We start from the raw sequence: 16,058 nt of genomic DNA, 5'->3' as shown, positions 1-16,058 counted from the left end.
ACAAAAAGGAAGACCATGCAGGAACTTCAGTACCACATTGAGCAGTCTCGCCACCTGGGCCAGCAGGTCCCGGGCCCGAAGAGCGCCGCCCTGGATGAGCGCCGCAAGAACGCGCTGCCCGCGGGCATGGCGCCGTCGCTTCCGGGTTACGTAGTGGATGCCGACGGCGGCATTCTTGCCGACGCCGACGGCAACCGCTTCATCGACCTTGCCTCCGGCATCGCCGTGACCTCCGCTGGCGCTTCGAACCCGGCCGTCGTGGCCGCGGTCCAGGAGGCCGTCGCGCACTTCACCCACACCTCGTTTACCGTTTCTCCTTACGAGTCCTACGTGGCCGTGGCAGAAAAGCTCAACGAGGTCACCCCGGGTGACCACCCGAAGAAGACCGCGCTGTTCAACTCCGGCGCTGAGGCCGTCGAGAACGCAGTAAAGATTGCCCGCAACTACACCGGCAAGCGTGGTGTGGTGGTCATGGACCGCGCCTTCCACGGCCGCACCAACCTGACCATGGCGATGACCGCCAAGCAGTCGCCCTACAAGAACGGCTTCGGTCCCTTCGCCCCGGAGATCTACCGCGCACCGATGTCCTACCCGCTGCGCGATGGTCTGAGTGGTGCCGAGGCAGCCAAGAAGACCATCACCATGATCGAGCAGGAAGTCGGCGCGACCAACCTGGCCTGCGTCGTTGCCGAGCCGATTCAGGGCGAGGGCGGATTCGTCGTCCCGGCTGAGGGCTACCTCGCAGCAATCCAGAAGTGGTGCAACGACAATGACGTGGTCTTCATCATCGACGAGATCCAGGCGGGCATGATGCGCACCGGTACCTGGTTCGCTTCCGACCACGAGGGCATCGTGCCGGACATGGTGACCATTGCGAAGGGCATTGCCTCCGGCATGCCGCTATCCGCAGTGACCGGCCGCGCGGAAATCATGGATACCCCGCAGCCTGGTGGCCTGGGCGGTACCTACACCGGTAACCCTGTGGCGTGCGCTGCTGCGCTGGCAACCTTTAAGGAGTTTGAGGAGAAGGACTTCGGTGCGCGTGCTCAGAACCTGGAGAAGGTCGCCCGCGAGGAGCTGGAGACCATCCTGGGCGATGAGCGTGTGGCCGAGTTCCGTGGCCGCGGTGCCATGCTCGCACTCGAGTTCGTGACCGCTGAGGGCGAGCCGGACTCTGAGCTGGTGCACAAGATTGCTGACGGTGCCAAGGCCGAGGGCGTCCTGCTGCTGACCTGCGGCCTGGACCACAACGTCATTCGCTTCCTGCCTTCGCTGGCCATCCCGGAGGACTTGTGGCGTGAGGCGCTGCAGGTCGTCGTCAAGCAGTTCAACGAATACAAGTAAGGCGAATGCAGTTCTCACCCGGCGATGGCCGGGTGAGTTCACGTTTTAATAGCCATTTAGTAGTCATTGGAGAAGTCTTTGTCCAACAACATTACTGTGCCGCAGAAGGATGAATCCACGAAGGAATTCAAGCCCGCGCTGTCCTTCGTACAGGGCATTGCCCTCATCTTCGGCACCAACATCGGCGCTGGAGTTCTCTCCATTCCTTATGCCGCTCGCAACGGTGGATTCCTCGCGCTCGTTATCGCCCTGCTCGTGGCTGGCACGCTCACGACCATTTCCATGTTGTACGTGGCCGAGTCCGCCATGCGCACCAAAGCCAAGCTGCAAGTCTCGGGACTGGCCGAGCATTACCTGGGGCAGTGGGGGCGGTGGCTGGTCTTCGTTGCCATCATCGTCAACGGTATCGGTGCGCTCATTGCCTATGCTGCCGGCTCCGGTGACTTGATCAACAACATTTTCGGCCTGCCGCCGCTTCTGGGCACGTTAATCTTCTTTGGGTTTGGCTCATGGGTGATGTACCGCGGTCTGCACACCACAGGTGCCACTGAGGGCGCCGTTACCGCCGGTATGGCCATCATCATCGCTGTCCTCTGTGGATGGACCATCCTGGGCCCAGGTATCAAGGTGGAAAACCTATTGGTTCTTCACCCCTTCTTCATCGTCCCGATTCTGAACCTGGCGGTGTTCTCATTCCTGGCGCAGTATGTGGTTCCGGAGCTGGTCCAAGGCATGGATCCGTCGAAGCCGCAGGAGACCGCGCGTGCGATCGTCGTTGGCATGGTCATCACGGGCTTTACCCTGGCGCTGGTGCCTTTTGCAGCCCTCGGCCTTCTCGGCATGGAGGTCACCGAAGTGGTGACCATCGCCTGGGGTGAGGCACTTGGCCCGGTTGCCTACTACCTGGCCAACATTTTTGCCTTGGCGGCCATGCTGACGTCATTCCTGGCGATTGGCTTCACCACCATGCGCAACGTCCTCGACATCTTCCACTGGGAAGGCGTGAAGGGGCAGCGCATCATCGCGGTGGCGCTGACGGTGGTACCGCCACTGGTGATCTCGATTGCAGGCCTCGGTGGCTTCGTTGCGGCGCTGTCCTATGCGGGCGGCTTTGCGGGTGCCATCATGTCCGTCATCCCGGTGATGCTGCTGCACGCCTCCCGCAAGAAGGGCGACCGCGATCCCGGCTGGACCGTGGGCGGTCTTGCGCACCCGGCTATTCAGGCAACCATCATCGTGGTGTATTTCTTGGCTTTCATCTATTCGATCATCTCGATCGTCGGGCTGGTGCCGGCGGGTTGGGCTTAGTACAAGCGATTAGCCCTGAGAAAGGTACGAGATCGTAGACTCAGGCGAGCGATGTTCTTGAGCGGCGGTGGGCTACTGCGGAGTAGCCCACCGCCGCTCTTGTCGTTACCGGTAGATTTCGTTAGCTCTGCACAATCGGGGCGTACGTCCCCGAGGTTTCCCATAAGCGTTCAATACCGTGTTCACGTTTTCGTGCTTTGGATCAATCTTGTGCTGATGTGACTAGTTGAGAGTTTTTCGGCTCAGCGGTTGCCCTACTCTGCACGCGGCTTTCGCCGGGGGATGTCCAGAACCGATGTTGCTATAGATGTGAGGATGGGAGCGCTTGAGCAGCTCGCCGCGAACAAAGCCAGCTACTCCACACAAGAGGATGATGGTTGGAATCACGAAAACCAAATACCACAGCTCGGCATCGCCAATGAGGTTCTCGAAGTTGGCCAAGATCAGCACGAACATTGTGCCGAACCCAATGATGGCGATAGTTGGCGCCACTTTTGTGACGAACACTGGGTAAAGCCCTTTGTGCTTCCTAAAATAGAAGTAAACCGAGACCGAAGTGGTTAGAAGCAAGAAGACGAGTCCGAAACCACCAGCGTTACTCATCCAAGAGAACACGATTGCTGATGGAAAGCTTTCGTCATATCCTGAGAGCTTTTGAGCAAGCAGTGCCGTGGCGATGGCAAACAAACCGAAGCAAGATTGGAAAAGCGATGCCGCAACAGGGGCACCATTTTCGCTAGTCGTGCCGAGGTTCTTCCAAATAACCTGTTCTCGCCCCAGCGCCATGAGGTAGCGGGAAATAGAATTGTGGAAGGCTGTAACGGCTGCGAAGAGGGAGGTGACCAAGAGAAGCTGAATTAGCGGAACGATGGACTCGTATCCCTGGCTGGCAATAAAGTTGAAGAACAGATCCGAACCAGATTCTTGCGCAGAATCAACTACCTGAGACTCTCCAGTGCTTTGGGCAATTGACCATGAAGAGAATCCATAAAAGCCGGAAATAATCAGAATTGATATAAGCGTCGCGTTTGGGATGGTTTTCTCCGGATTGATTGCCTCCTCAGAGTACATAGCACTGCTTTCAATTCCCATGAACCCGGCGATAGTGAACGCGAGGAGAGTTCCTGTGCCAGTTCCAATGAGCGCGGACGGAGATAAGGTGCCAATCGAGAGCCCATCTGCAGGGTTGCGGATTGCGAGAACACAGAAGAACACGATGGCACAAGACTCCAAGAAGAGAAGAACTCCTAGAATTCTCGAAGTGGCATCGGCAGATTTAATGCCTAGAAATGCCACTAGGCTTAAAGCTATGAGTGCCCACACCGCCCAGTGGATATAGGTGCCTACTATCGATTCAAATAAGCTAGATGCTGTGTATCCGAGAAGACAGTAAAGTGCGATCTGCATAGCAGTGTAAGAAACGATAGCCAGTGAAGAAGCTGCTAAACCGTGACTTTTCCCGAGGCCGGCGGAGACGTAGGAAAAGAATGCAGCAGTATTGGGTATCTCCTTGGCCATAGCGCAGAAGCCGACTGAAAAGAATGCCACGAGTGCTCCGCAAAGCAGGTAGCCGAGAGGAACTCCTGGCATTCCAGATGTGGCGTATGCTGCCGTTACTCCGGCGGAAACCACCGTTAAAGGTGCAGCTGCTGCAATTACTAGAAAGACAATGTTGTGCGTCTTGAGGGTACGAATCTTTTCGCTCATACGGCACCATCACTTGTAGCAGGGGAGAGACTTTCAAGCGCGGGGCTGTCTTCTTTGAAGTGAGCGGTATATGCCTTTCTTAGATACTCGATTTGTTCATCTGTGAACGTCTTTCGAATCTGTCCTTCCACGATTTCGGCGTATTCATCCTTGAAACCGGACTCTTCACCGGTCAGGCTTTCAAACACTGCAAGACCGCAGAAAGGAACGTAGTACTGGCAATAGCCGCCTTCTTGGACCACGACTAGATTTCCTTCAGAAAGGCTGTCTGCAGCAGCTGCAAGAGCCTGAGTCATGTTGTAGTAACCCGAGGTTGTTACCATCATGCGGCCTAGAGGGTCCATCATCGCGGCATCGTAGCCTGTACTAAGGATGATTAATTCTGGCTTGAATTCCTCGAGCGCTGGAATGACGATCTCATTAAGCGCGGTTTCATACACTAGGTCGCCACTTCCTGGAGGAAGGGGGATATTCAGGTTGAAATCCTTGCCTTTTCCGGAGCCTCGTTCTTCGACGAAACCACTGTCGACCGGGAAATTTCTATCTTGGTGGATGGATACTGTGAGAACACGGTTGTCTTCCCACCAGATGTCTTGGGTTCCGTTGCCATGGTGAACATCCCAATCTACGATTGCGACTCTTTCTAGACCGCGTTCCTCGAGAGCAAAAGACGCTGCAGCCGACGCGTTATTGAAAAGGCAGAAGCCTAAGCCACGGTTCCTCTCAGCATGGTGTCCCGGAGGATTAATCAAGGCATACCCACGGTCAACCTCTCCGTCTAGTACAGCTCGAGTCATTTCAATTGCGCCGCCAGCTGAGAGCTTCGCAATGTCTGCGCCTCCTTGTCCGAACGGTGATCCTCCATCTCCACAATCGCCACCTTTCGGTAGTTGAGACTGTTGGAGCATCGACTCGATGTGTTCTTTGGAGTGAATTCTTTCGAGTTGCTCCTTCGTCGCCGGCTTTGCCGAAAGATTGGTGAGGTGTTTGCGGAGCTGCGAGGCCTGCACTAATTCGTTTAGGCGTCGCTTTGGTTCCGGCGAAGAGAAGTGGCGGTTCACGGGTTGTAGGCCAAGGGCTGGGTTCGCCGGCGCATTGCCACCCGTGCCTGTGTCGTGCCATCCGTAGAGCGTGTCCCAGAGATAACCCACAGAGACTTTATCTTGCTTTTTGGTTGACATTTACAATCCTTCCTTTCGGCTGTAGTGTTGCAGACCATAGTACTTGTCGAGTGTGATTTGAGAGACTGTTTTCGCCTTAATTGCGGGGAAGGTTAATTTCTCTAAGGTGCCATTATGCTTTTTAATATTGGCAGTGGAGTCCGTTGTTTTTGAACTGCTGTTAGAGGTATTGGCTAATGGTGGTATAGCCATTTTGAATCGAATAAAGCTAACGGCTGCCTACCCCTTTGTGAGGGTGAATTGGTTGCGAGTTAGTCTATCTATCGTGCGTAAATATTTGTATACATGCAGGCTATCTCATGGAAGTGAAAGCTTTTGCAATGTTTTACTGGCGATATTTGCGGCAATATTGGCTCGCGGGAAGGATTGTTGGATTGTAATTTGTTATAGGAATTAATCCAACCTCGATGGATGCGTTCATTCCGTTTACGGGTGGACTCGTATTGAGTTTGATGAAACAGGTTTTACTTCAATTGGGGCGTACGAAAACCAAAAGGGTGTTGGATTATCCGTCGATAATCCAACACCCTTTTAGTGATCTATTTCGGGCTACTTCTCCACGTAGTAGAGCTGCTTGTTAACGAACTCATCCATGCCAAGCGGGCCGAGCTCGCGGCCAAAGCCGGAGCGCTTCACGCCACCGAATGGCATTTCTTCGCCTTCGCCAGCGGGGGTGTTCACGTTAGCCATGCCGCACTCGAGACGGCGGGAGACAGCGGCGGCGCGTTCGGGGTCCTGGGAGAACACGGTGCCGCCGAGGCCGTACTGGGTGTTATTAGCCAAATCGAGGGCTTCTTCGTCGCTGCTTACCTTGTAAACGGTCGCGACTGGGCCGAAGAACTCCTCGTAGTAGATATCGGAGCCAACCGGGATATCGGTGATGACAGCAGGGGAGACGTAAGCGCCTTCCGCAGAGAGCTCGCCGCCTGCACGCAAGTTAGCACCGGCAGCAACGGCACGGTCCAGCTGGTCACGCAGCTTTTCGGCTGCCTCACGGGAGGACAGCGCAGAGTATGCGCCTTCAGGCTGGTTGTCCGGAGTGGACTTTACAGCAGCGTTGGCGAGGCGCTCGAGCTCAGCGACGAACTCGTCGTAGATGTCTTCCATGACAATCATGCGCTTGTTCGAGTTGCAGGCCTGGCCGGTGTTGTACATACGCGTGCCCCATGCCAGCTCCGCAGCTGCCTTGACGTCGTCAGTATCGAGCAGGACATACGGGTCAGAGCCGCCGAGCTCGAGAACAGCCTTCTTGAGGTTTTCGCCGGCCTGCGCGCCGATGATGGAGCCTGCGCGCTCAGAACCGGTAAGAGATACACCTTGGATGCGAGAGTCCGCGATGATGGTGGAAATCTGGTCGTGGGAAGCAAAGACGTTGTTGTACACGCCTTCAGGAACGCCAGCGTCATCCATGATCTTCTGAACGGCGAGGGCCGAGCGCGGACAGATTTCCGCATCCTTGAGAATGATGGTGTTGCCCAGCATCAGGTTGGGCGCCACGAAACGGGCGATCTGATAGTAGGGGAAATTCCACGGCATGATGCCGAGCAGTGGGCCGATAGGCAGGCGGCGGATGACTGCCGTGCCGTTGGAGGCAGTTGGGATCTCTTGGTCCTTGGTGAAGTCTGCGCCGTTATCGGCGTAGTACTTGATAATGGCGGAAGAGAACTCAGCTTCCTCGATGCCTTCGGAGTGGAACTTGCCCATCTCCTCGCCGGCGATCTGGGCTAGTTCTTCCTTGCGCTCCTCGAAGAGCTCGCTGACGCGGGTCATGATTTCTGCGCGCTCAGAGATGGGGCGTGCAGACCACTCTTTATAAGCCGCGGCAGATTTTGCCAGTGCTGCTTCGATCTCAGCGTCGGTAGCGGTATCGAAGGTTTCGACTACCTCATTGGTTACGGGGTTCTGTACGCGATAGGTGTTGGACATTGATTACTCCTTTTCTCGTGTGTAGTTAGACCAGCGGTTGCTGGTCGTCGTCGCGCGAGGAAATTCGCGTGAGGGTTTCGCCCTTGAAGAATCCTGGATGGGCAAAGCGAGTGAACAGCATGATGAATACGCCGAGCCCTAAGACAGCGACGCTCAAAATGAAGACCATGCCGATACCACCGATTTCAGACCCGGATCCGTAGGACGGATCCATGGAATCGAATGCAGTGATGAAGAACATCATGAGCAAGAATCCGCCGCCCACAGTGGGGAAGAGGAACTTGAACACGATGTTATGCATCGAGCTAAACAGTTCGGTTCGGAAGTACCAGATGCAGGCCACGGCCGTAATTCCATAGTAGAAACAGACCATGAGGCCCATCGTAGCGATGGTGTCCCATAGCGCGTTTTCCGAAATAAGGCGGGTTACCGCGTAGAACACGGCTGCTGCTGCAGCGGAAACAATGGTGGCCGTCGACGGTGTACGGAAGCGGGGGCTGATCTTTGCGAACACCGGCGGCAATGCGCGGTAGTAGCCCATGGCCAGCAAGGTGCGGGCGGGGCCCACCATCGTGGATTGCAGGGAGGCGAAGGAAGAGGACAGGACCGCGATATAGATCAGGATCGAGGCCTTACCCAAGACGGGCTCTGAAAGTGCCGCGAAAATCGATTCCTGGTTTTCTGGATTACCAGCGCCCAGGCCCGTGTCACCTGTGCCGGCCCAAGTGATGACTGCCAGCGCGGTGAGGATATACAGCGCGATGATGATGAGCACCGTGATCGTAGCTGCACGACCGGGCGTCTTTTCGGGGTTCTTTGTTTCCTCGTTCATCGTGAGGGTTACGTCCCATCCCCAGAACATGAAGATAGACAGTGAGATGCCCGCAGCAATGAGGGAAAAGCTACCGATGCCAACCGGGTTGAACCATTCGAGCGAAATCGGTGTGAAGTCGAATCCGCCGTTGTTATAGGCGTTGTGGATTGCGACGACGTCGAAAAGCACAATGGCAGCAATCTGAATCGCAACGAGTACATACTGCAGCTTTTGAGTTGAGTCGAGTCCGCGGTAAGAAATGTAGCCCGCGATAGCGATAAAGACGAAGGTAGTCGGGATATTAACCCACAGGTTCCGGGTCAGATCACTAATAGCCGGGTTATTGAAGAGCTGACCAAGAAGTAGGTAGAAGAAATCGACGGCCACCGCCGCCAGGTTTGATAGCACCAGAATCGTGGCGGTGATAAGCCCCCATCCTCCCATCCAGCCGGCCCACGGGCCGAAGGCCTTTGTAGCCCACGTGAAGGAAGTACCTGAATCAGGGACTGCGTTGTTGAGCTCGCGGTAGGCAAACGCTACAAGCAGCATGGGGATGAAGCCCAGCAACAGCACTGCCGGGACGTATTGACCCACAGCTGAAATCGTTGGGCCAATACCGGAGGTCAGCGTATAGGTAGGGGCGATGCAACTGACGCCAATGACGACTGCGCCAAGTAATCCGACGCGGCCCGTAGCTAGGCCTTTGTCCGACGCTGTCTCATTTACCGAGTGGGTGGTTGGCGTCGAAGGGGTCGTGGTGGTCATGTGTTGTCACCACCTTTCGATAGAAGATTGTTTTCTTCGCCGGCTTGCATGTAGCCGGCGGGCACAACAATCATGGGGACTGGGATCAAGCGGAGCATTCGAGACGCTGTTGAGCCTAAGAAGAGCCGTCCAGGAACGGCCATACGGGAGGAACCGACAACGGCGATTTCGCCGTCTTGCCAGCTCAACTTTTCTAGGGCTGTGCTGACGTCCTTGCCAGACGCCACCTCGGTGGTGGCGTGTCCGGCGTCAAGCATGTGTTGAGCGGAGTCAGCCAGTTTTCGGTTGGCATAAGCATTGAGCGCACTGGGCACGTCGGTTCCGAGCCCATGCATGTCAGACTCACCGCTTAGGACGAGCGAGACGAGGCGCAAGGGAATCTCACGGCGACGCGCACGATCAAGGCCGATCGCAATGACATCGGAGGTGCCACGGCGAGGGCCAAAGAAGGTCGTGACTCGAGTGATAGGGCCTGGGTAGGAGTATCCGCGCGGCGCGAGCGCGACAGGAACGGGGGCAGAGTGCAAGAGCGCATTGACCGCGGAACCCATCTGGAAACGTCCGAAGAGGCCGCCCTTCCGGGCACCAACGACGAGCAAGTCAGCACCAAGGGTCTCCGCAGTTTCGCAGAGCGCGGCAGCTTCGGAATCTCCCGTCACGATGCGTGCGGTTGCAGTGATTTCTTCAGGAACCTCCGCGAGAGCCTCCTCCAGCCATCCAGCGATTTGTTCCTCCACAATGGAGTCATAGCCACGGTCGTGCGGGTAAACGCCCGAGAAGGAGCTATGCGCGGGGGCTACCATAACGAGTTCGAGGTGCACGTTGCGCTCTTTTGCGAGAGCAATTCCTAAGCGCAACGCGTCTTTGCCGAAATCGGTAGCGACGTAGCCCACGAGGATGCAACCACTAGTGCTGCGGCGAGGGAAACTTGCGGGAGCCATGTTTAAGCCTTCGCTGCTTGCTCTGCGATAGCCAGTGCGGCGATCTCGCCCTGGCGTACTGCGCCGTCGACGTGCTGGTAACCTTCCGCAGCGATGTCGGAGCATGCGTAGTAGATGGGGCCGGTCGGCTGATTCTGGAGGTGCCCCCAGCGCGAGAGTCCACCGAGATCATAGGAGGTAGCGTAGGCACCACGCGTCCACTCTTCGGCTGCCATGTCAGACAAGTAGAAAGCGATGGGCTCTTTGGTCTTTGGGCCAAGGTAATCTGCCATGGCGTCGAGAATGCGTTCTTTGCGCTCTTCAGCCGGCAGGTGCCACATCTCCTCTGCATAAACGTCGGAGACAAAGCCCACGAGGGTGCCGTAGGTGTCTTCCTTATCTGCGGTCGATTCGGCAAAATTCTTGCCGTAATTGGTGTTGTCGTAAACCTCCTGAACGAGGCGACCGCCACCAAAGCCGGTGCCGGAGAGTCCTTCTTCGCGCCAGAACGGGGTGTCGTAGATGGCATGGACCTTGATAACCAGTCCCATGGAGATGTGCTGGTGCGCAATCTGCTGGTCGCGCGGCATCGGCGGGACGAAGGAGATGCGGTTGTACAGGTTTGGCGGAACAGCCAGAACGGCGAAACGGGCCTTTACAGTGACCTTCTCCGAAATGGCGGTAACGTTTCCAGCCTCGCCATTACCCGCGACACCATTGCGAACATCTGCCTTGATGTTGTTGAGTTCGTCCGCGGTAGATGCATCCGGCTCCGCCCAGTGAAGCTCGCGCACAGGAGTGCCGAGGTGGACATCGTCGCCCAAGCCCTTGGCAAGAGTTAAGGAAACGGACTGCATACCGCCGACGACGCGCTTATCCAGGATGAAGTCCTCATCGACAAGGTTGCTGAAGGAGCCTGCGGAGCAAGCCATGAGCACTGCTTGAAGAGTCGAGAACGTGTAGGAGGGCTTGGTCAGCATGCCGGACGCCACATAAATCGAAACGTTGTCGATGGCCTCAGTGTCGTCGGAAAGCTCCTCAAGCCAAGAGCGGAAAGAGATGGAGTCTAGCTCTTTGGCGCGCGGGTGGGACCAAGGGTTTGCGGGGTCCATTTCCGCTGCGAGTTCATCCATGATCTTGATGAGGCGGTCCATCTCAGCAATGGTCTTCTCATCGGCTGGGAATACAGTGCCTTCGTACTCGTGGCGGGTGCCATCAGGGGAGACGTAGATCGACTTGCCCTCGCGGTAGCGGGAGAAAGTTTCGAGGCCGAGTTCATCAACGAGCTCGATGAGGCGGGTCTGGTCGGGGGAGATCCACTGGCCTCCGAGCTCTACGAAGTGCTCGACTCCCTGTGCATCCTTGACCTTGCCGTTCCAGGTACGGCCGCCGACGCGCTCGCGAGCTTCGAGGACGGCTACGCTCAGGCCCTTCTTCTTTAGGGTATGTGCGGCCATGAGGCCAGCGGGGCCGGCGCCGATAACGACGACATCGCGCTCGATAACGGGATTGTCTGGATTGACGAGTGAAGTCATGAAGGTGTCTCCGTTCCTATGGGACGATGAAGGGGCAGGTGTGGCAAAATGAACATCATTCATTTTGTGTCTCGTATCACTGTACAGAAGGAACGTAACGTGAGACAAGGTTTTGAAGCTGGGAATTCACATCGGTCTAAAGGTCGTCCCCATAAAGCGCTGGTTACGCGCGAAAAAATCGCTAAGGCTGCGCTCACCATTGTGGGGGAAGAAGGATATGAAAAACTCACAATGGCGCGCATTGCCCGCCGTCTAAACGTGGGAACCAGCGCGTTGTACAACCACCTTTCGGGGAAAGATGACTTGCTCGCGCTGATCGAAGATGCAGTCATGGAGCAAGTGGAATGCAGTTCCTTGTATGCCGCATTGGAGGCCACCCCGACACTCTCACCCCGCGATGCACTCATACGTTGGGCAACGTCCTACCGCGATGTCTGTGCACGGCATGTTCCGCTCGTGCGGATTATTGCGTTGACACCTATTTCTGGAGCACCTCGTACGGTTGAAATGTACGAGGTGCTAGCCCGAGTTTTGAAGCTGACTGGTCTTCCAAGCTCGGCCATCATGCCACGCATCGTGGCGTTGGAATCTTTCATTTATGGCAGTGCTTACGACGTCCACGCCCCCGAAGACATCTTTGACCTTCCGGTGGATAGTGAGGCGCGCGCACCGGCACTGGCCGATGCGCGCGGCGCTTTTTCACCGGACGCCTCCATCGCAGACAGTCAGGATCAGAGGAATCCCTACGCCGACGAGCCGTTCCGCTTAGGCCTTGAAGCCCTCCTGTCAGATCTCCCCGACGAGAAGAATGGCTAGCCCCTCCAAGGCTCAATGCCCGCGCGTCGCCAGGCCTCCAAGAACTGGGTGGTCTCGGCCTCATCGGTGATGGACACGCGCACGCCTTCGTCGAGGTAGCGGCGGATGACCACGCCCTCATCGAGCATCTTCGTCTCTACCTCCGAGGCATCCGCACGCGGCAGCCAGACGAAGTTGCCGTAGGACTTCTCAGCACCCAGCTCCGCGCAGACGCGGTCGCGCTGTGCTTTGGTGATCTCGACGGCGTCGGCAAGCTCGTCGTGGCGCTTGAGCACCTCCACGGCGGCGGTTTCCGCCATGGCAGTCACCGTCAGCGGCAGGGAGAGCAGACGCAGAGCATTGATGATCTCTTCGCCTGCCACCGCGTAACCCACGCGCATGCCGGCCAAACCCCACGCCTTGGAGAAGGTGCGCACGCCGAGCAGGTTGGGATAGCGCTGGTATTCCTCTACTGAATCCGGGGTATCGGGGGCGTCGTTGTATTCCCAATAGGCTTCATCCAACAGCACGACGACATCCTTGGGCACCCGGTCCATGAAGGCGCGGAATTCACCGCGGGTAATCACGGTGCCCGTCGGGTTATTGGGGTTGCACAGGATGATGAGCTTGGTCTTCTCCGTTAGCGCCTCGAGTACTGCTTCCAGATCGACGCGGTAATCCTCCGTGAGTGGGACCAGAACCGGCTCCGCGCCGGCCATGCGCACGTACAGGGGATAGGCCTCAAAGCTGCGCCAGGGCACGATGACCTCATCACCCGTCTGACAAGAAGCCAAGATGGTGGCCTGCAGGATGGGTGTGGAACCCGCCGAGACGAAGATATTATCCGCCGGAATTCCCAGGTAATTGCACAAGGCGTTGGTGAGCTCTAGGCTGCCGGGCTGTTGGTAGCGGTTGGTGGTGCGGGCGGCGTCGGCAACCGCGGCGATGATGTCCTCAGCGGGCGGGAAGGGGACCTCATTGGATGAGAGCTTGAGCGCGTTGGGGAAGTCCTTGCCCACCTTGTATTCGGGGAAGCTCGAGAGATCATTGCGAAGCATAATCACGTCCTTTCTAAATCATGTCCCAGATGGTCACGGCCATAATCAGCAGGCCCATGCCGAAGACGAAGTAGTTCCACGGGTCATTGCGGAAGTGCTTGTACACGTCCAGCTTCTTGAACATGTACACCGGAACCAGGTAGACGATGAACGCCACGAAGACGCCGGAGACCACGGAAATCATCGAAATAATGGAGGGGTTAAAGATGGCAACCAGCGTGGTGCACACGAAGACGATGACGTAGATGATGTTGAGCAGCGTGCGGTGCGAGACCTTCTCCGCCAGCTGTGGAGCGGCGTTCTTCAGCAGGTACTCCGTGCCCTCTTCTGTGCCGAGCATGTGGCCGAAGTAGGAGGAGACGATGGCGCAGATGACCACGATGGGCGCCATGTAGGCCATGAATGGCGTGCCGGTGACGTTGGCGAAGTAGGAGAGCACCGGGATGTTTTGCTCGAGGGCCTCATTCATGCCGTCGGCGCCGAGCGCGAGGACGCAGGACCAGACGAAGAACATGGTGAAGACGACGAGCAGGATGGCGGTGTAGAACTCCGTGCGGGAGACGCGCTTTTCGGTCTTCTCGCCGTACTGCGGCTGCATGTCGAGGGCGAATTGCGACAGCGCTGCCATGTGGGAGAAGGAGAAGACCAGCACCGGTAGGATGAGGAAAATACCCTTGAAAATGCCGCCGTAGCCATCCGAGCCGTCGTCAAAGTGAAGGAAGCTCTCCAAGTCCCAACGCGGGATGAGGTAAATGGAGGTAACTGCCAGCGCAATAATCAGCGGGTACACCAGCACCTGGGCTAGCCAAATCATGGGCTTGCGGCCGATGGCGAAGGCGCCGGTCATGACGCCGACGCAGAGCATGGCCAGCAGCCACCGGTCGAGCGACGGCCCGCCCAGCTGGTTGACGATGAAGCTATCCACCGCGTTGGTGATGGAGACACCATAAATCAGGACGGTGGAAAAGACCGTGATCCAATACAGCACCGCGAAGACGATTCCTTGGCCCTTGCCCAGGTACTGCGAGACCAGCTCGAGGATGTCCTTGCCGTGGTCCTCTTTGGGGGCGCCCGCGACGATGCGCGCGTAGGTGCGGTGTGAAAAATACACCAGCGGGAAGATGAAGACCGTGGCGAAGACCAGCGGCCAGAACCCGAAACCACCGGCGTTGAGCGGTAGGAAGAGGATGCCGGCACCCACGGCGGTACCGAAGAGCGTAATGATCCACGATGCGGTGGAGGCGGCGGGGCGCTGCTTGGCGACGACCCCATCGCCCACAATGTGCTCGCCCTCCTTCAGCTCAGTGGTGGGTGGCGTGGTTGTTGGGGGAGTGTTGGTAGAGCTCATGATGAGCCTCCTTTAGTTGGTGGGCGGAATAGGCAGGGAATGCTCTTGGTCGGTGATGACGTTGATCAGTGCCGGTACCCCGTCGTTGGCGATGACGCGCAGGGCGCGTGCCACTGCCTCTGGTGCTTGCGCGTCATCGGTGACGAGCTCGCCGTGGGCACCGAAGCCGCGGGCAACCGCCGCGAAGTCCGGGTTCACCAGCTGCGTGCCGGAAACGCGATCGGGGAAGTGCTTCTTCTGGTGGTCGCGGATGGTTCCGAACTCGCCATTGGACATCACGATGATGAGGAAGGGCGCACCGTATTGCAGTGCCGTGGCCAACTCCTGGCCGTTCATGAGGTATTCGCCATCGCCAGCAATGGTGACCACGGTGCGCTCTGGGAATTGCAGCTTGGTGGCTACGGCGGCCGGGATGGAGTAGCCCATCGAGCCGTTGCGCACGCTGAATTGGGACGGGTAGACCGAGGAGCGCAGGAACTGTTGGGCCCAGATGCAGTGGTTGCCGGCGCCAAAGGTGTAGATGGAATCCTTGGGCAACTGCTCGTGGAGCGCTGCGAGGATGGCCTCCATGTGGGCGGTTCCTTCCTTGCCTGGGCGGTAGTCCGCGGGTTCGGGAAGGGTGGCGAAGTCGAGGTGGTTGGCGTGTGCGGAGTCGAACCACTCGCCGCGCTTGTCCTTGCCCTCGACGCAAAAGCGGTCCAGGGCGTTTGCGAAGGCCACAGGGCTTGCCACGATGTGTTCTAACAGCGCCACCGAGTGGCCGCGCAAGCTGGTATCGGGGTTGATAGCAATGTTTCCTGCCTGCGGTGATTGGCGCAAGGTATAGCCGTCGGTAGGAACATCACCGAGAACGGCACCAACTTCGATGACGAGGGAGGCGGCTTCCAACAGTTGCGCCGCGCGTGGGTCGCGGCCATAACCGAGCCAACCAGCGTTGGCGGGGGAGTCGAAAGGCACGCGGTCAGCGGCGCGGAAGTCTTGAATGATCGGGATACGGTGCTCTTCGGCGAAGCTAGTGATCTTCTCCGCGGTCTCTGGGGTCCAGCGTGGACCGCCGGCAAAAATGAGTGGACGTTCTGCGCGGCTCAGTTCGCGGGAGAGGAGGTCCAGGTGATCGTCGGAAAGCGCACCCTCCGCAACCGGGATGGGCGGGTGGATAGTGCCGGTGTACTCCTTGTGGAGAACATCCTCCGGAAGCCCCACGATGACGGGGCCGGGGCGGCCCTGCTGGGCTTGGAAGAAGGCTTCGGCTACGACGCGGGAGGCGCGCTCCGGATCGTCGAGGACGAAGATCTGCTTGGTTTGGGTGCCGAACCAGGCTTTGGGGGCCCTTCCGGTTTTAGAGTGCGTTGATTTT

General features: G+C 57.6%; 12 protein-coding genes. 3 read left to right on the top strand and 9 right to left on the bottom strand.

Features of this window, described 5'->3' with window-relative positions; all coding sequences use genetic code 11:
- Positions 1-15: 15 nt before the first annotated feature.
- Together gabT and HMPREF2822_RS07870 are read left to right on the top strand one after the other, a co-directional pair.
- Positions 16-1,344: a 4-aminobutyrate--2-oxoglutarate transaminase gene (gene gabT, locus HMPREF2822_RS07875; RefSeq protein WP_070523340.1), complete on the top strand. Its 1,329-nt coding sequence runs from the start codon at positions 16-18 to the stop codon at positions 1,342-1,344.
- Positions 1,345-1,422: 78 nt separating this feature from the next.
- Positions 1,423-2,652, top strand: coding sequence for an aromatic amino acid transport family protein (locus HMPREF2822_RS07870; RefSeq protein ID WP_070523337.1), 1,230 nt, complete (start codon positions 1,423-1,425; stop codon positions 2,650-2,652).
- Between the two features lie 222 nt (positions 2,653-2,874).
- Here the strand turns inward: HMPREF2822_RS07870 and HMPREF2822_RS07865 are convergent, their stop codons facing one another.
- From HMPREF2822_RS07865 to HMPREF2822_RS07840, 6 genes are all read right to left on the bottom strand, one after another.
- Complete coding sequence (locus HMPREF2822_RS07865) at positions 2,875-4,359, bottom strand: APC family permease (RefSeq protein WP_209167620.1); 1,485 nt, start codon at positions 4,357-4,359, stop codon at positions 2,875-2,877.
- Entirely contained in the window at positions 4,356-5,540 is a 1,185-nt protein-coding gene (locus HMPREF2822_RS07860) for a class II histone deacetylase (RefSeq protein WP_070523333.1), read from the bottom strand. The genes HMPREF2822_RS07865 and HMPREF2822_RS07860 overlap by 4 nt, the downstream gene beginning before the upstream one ends.
- A 549-nt stretch (positions 5,541-6,089) precedes the next feature.
- A complete protein-coding gene (locus HMPREF2822_RS07855) occupies positions 6,090-7,466 on the bottom strand; it encodes an NAD-dependent succinate-semialdehyde dehydrogenase (RefSeq protein ID WP_070523329.1) in 1,377 nt (458 codons plus the stop codon).
- 25 nt (positions 7,467-7,491) lie between these two features.
- A complete protein-coding gene (locus HMPREF2822_RS07850; protein ID WP_070523326.1) occupies positions 7,492-9,045 on the bottom strand; it encodes an APC family permease in 1,554 nt (517 codons plus the stop codon).
- Positions 9,042-9,986: a universal stress protein gene (locus tag HMPREF2822_RS07845; protein ID WP_070523323.1), complete on the bottom strand. Its 945-nt coding sequence runs from the start codon at positions 9,984-9,986 to the stop codon at positions 9,042-9,044. The genes HMPREF2822_RS07850 and HMPREF2822_RS07845 overlap by 4 nt, the downstream gene beginning before the upstream one ends.
- 2 nt (positions 9,987-9,988) lie before the next feature.
- Positions 9,989-11,500, bottom strand: a complete 1,512-nt coding sequence (locus HMPREF2822_RS07840) for a flavin monoamine oxidase family protein (protein ID WP_070523320.1) — start codon at positions 11,498-11,500, stop codon at positions 9,989-9,991.
- Positions 11,501-11,548: 48 nt separating this feature from the next.
- On the opposite strand from HMPREF2822_RS07840, the gene HMPREF2822_RS07835 reads away from it, so the two are divergent.
- Positions 11,549-12,316: a TetR/AcrR family transcriptional regulator gene (locus HMPREF2822_RS07835; RefSeq protein ID WP_083306825.1), complete on the top strand. Its 768-nt coding sequence runs from the start codon at positions 11,549-11,551 to the stop codon at positions 12,314-12,316.
- On the opposite strand, the gene HMPREF2822_RS07830 is transcribed toward HMPREF2822_RS07835, so the two are convergent.
- The 3 genes from HMPREF2822_RS07830 to HMPREF2822_RS07820 all read right to left on the bottom strand — a co-directional run.
- Entirely contained in the window at positions 12,313-13,353 is a 1,041-nt protein-coding gene (locus tag HMPREF2822_RS07830; RefSeq protein ID WP_070523317.1) for a histidinol-phosphate transaminase, read from the bottom strand. The genes HMPREF2822_RS07835 and HMPREF2822_RS07830 overlap by 4 nt on opposite strands.
- A gap of 13 nt (positions 13,354-13,366) precedes the next feature.
- Complete coding sequence (locus HMPREF2822_RS07825) at positions 13,367-14,701, bottom strand: aromatic amino acid transport family protein (RefSeq protein WP_070523312.1); 1,335 nt, start codon at positions 14,699-14,701, stop codon at positions 13,367-13,369.
- A gap of 12 nt (positions 14,702-14,713) precedes the next feature.
- The coding region (locus tag HMPREF2822_RS07820) for a thiamine pyrophosphate-dependent enzyme (protein ID WP_070523309.1) at positions 14,714-16,058 on the bottom strand (1,345 nt) is incomplete at its 5' end.

Origin of the sequence: Corynebacterium sp. HMSC062E11, assembly GCF_001811845.1 — a bacterium.
Lineage (GTDB): Bacteria > Actinomycetota > Actinomycetes > Mycobacteriales > Mycobacteriaceae > Corynebacterium > Corynebacterium hesseae.
The sequence above is the reverse complement of the archived record's forward strand: the minus strand, read 5'-3'. Positions and strand labels throughout refer to the sequence as shown.

Coding starts and splice junctions, on each gene's coding strand:
- HMPREF2822_RS07865 (WP_209167620.1), bottom strand. CDS start 4,359: ATGAGCGAAAAGATTCGTACCCTCAAGACGCACAACATTGTCTTTCTA.
- HMPREF2822_RS07855 (WP_070523329.1), bottom strand. CDS start 7,466: ATGTCCAACACCTATCGCGTACAGAACCCCGTAACCAATGAGGTAGTC.
- HMPREF2822_RS07835 (WP_083306825.1), top strand. CDS start 11,549: ATGAACATCATTCATTTTGTGTCTCGTATCACTGTACAGAAGGAACGT.
- HMPREF2822_RS07845 (WP_070523323.1), bottom strand. CDS start 9,986: ATGGCTCCCGCAAGTTTCCCTCGCCGCAGCACTAGTGGTTGCATCCTC.
- HMPREF2822_RS07850 (WP_070523326.1), bottom strand. CDS start 9,045: ATGACCACCACGACCCCTTCGACGCCAACCACCCACTCGGTAAATGAG.
- HMPREF2822_RS07840 (WP_070523320.1), bottom strand. CDS start 11,500: ATGACTTCACTCGTCAATCCAGACAATCCCGTTATCGAGCGCGATGTC.
- HMPREF2822_RS07825 (WP_070523312.1), bottom strand. CDS start 14,701: ATGAGCTCTACCAACACTCCCCCAACAACCACGCCACCCACCACTGAG.
- HMPREF2822_RS07860 (WP_070523333.1), bottom strand. CDS start 5,540: ATGTCAACCAAAAAGCAAGATAAAGTCTCTGTGGGTTATCTCTGGGAC.
- HMPREF2822_RS07830 (WP_070523317.1), bottom strand. CDS start 13,353: ATGCTTCGCAATGATCTCTCGAGCTTCCCCGAATACAAGGTGGGCAAG.
- gabT (WP_070523340.1), top strand. CDS start 16: ATGCAGGAACTTCAGTACCACATTGAGCAGTCTCGCCACCTGGGCCAG.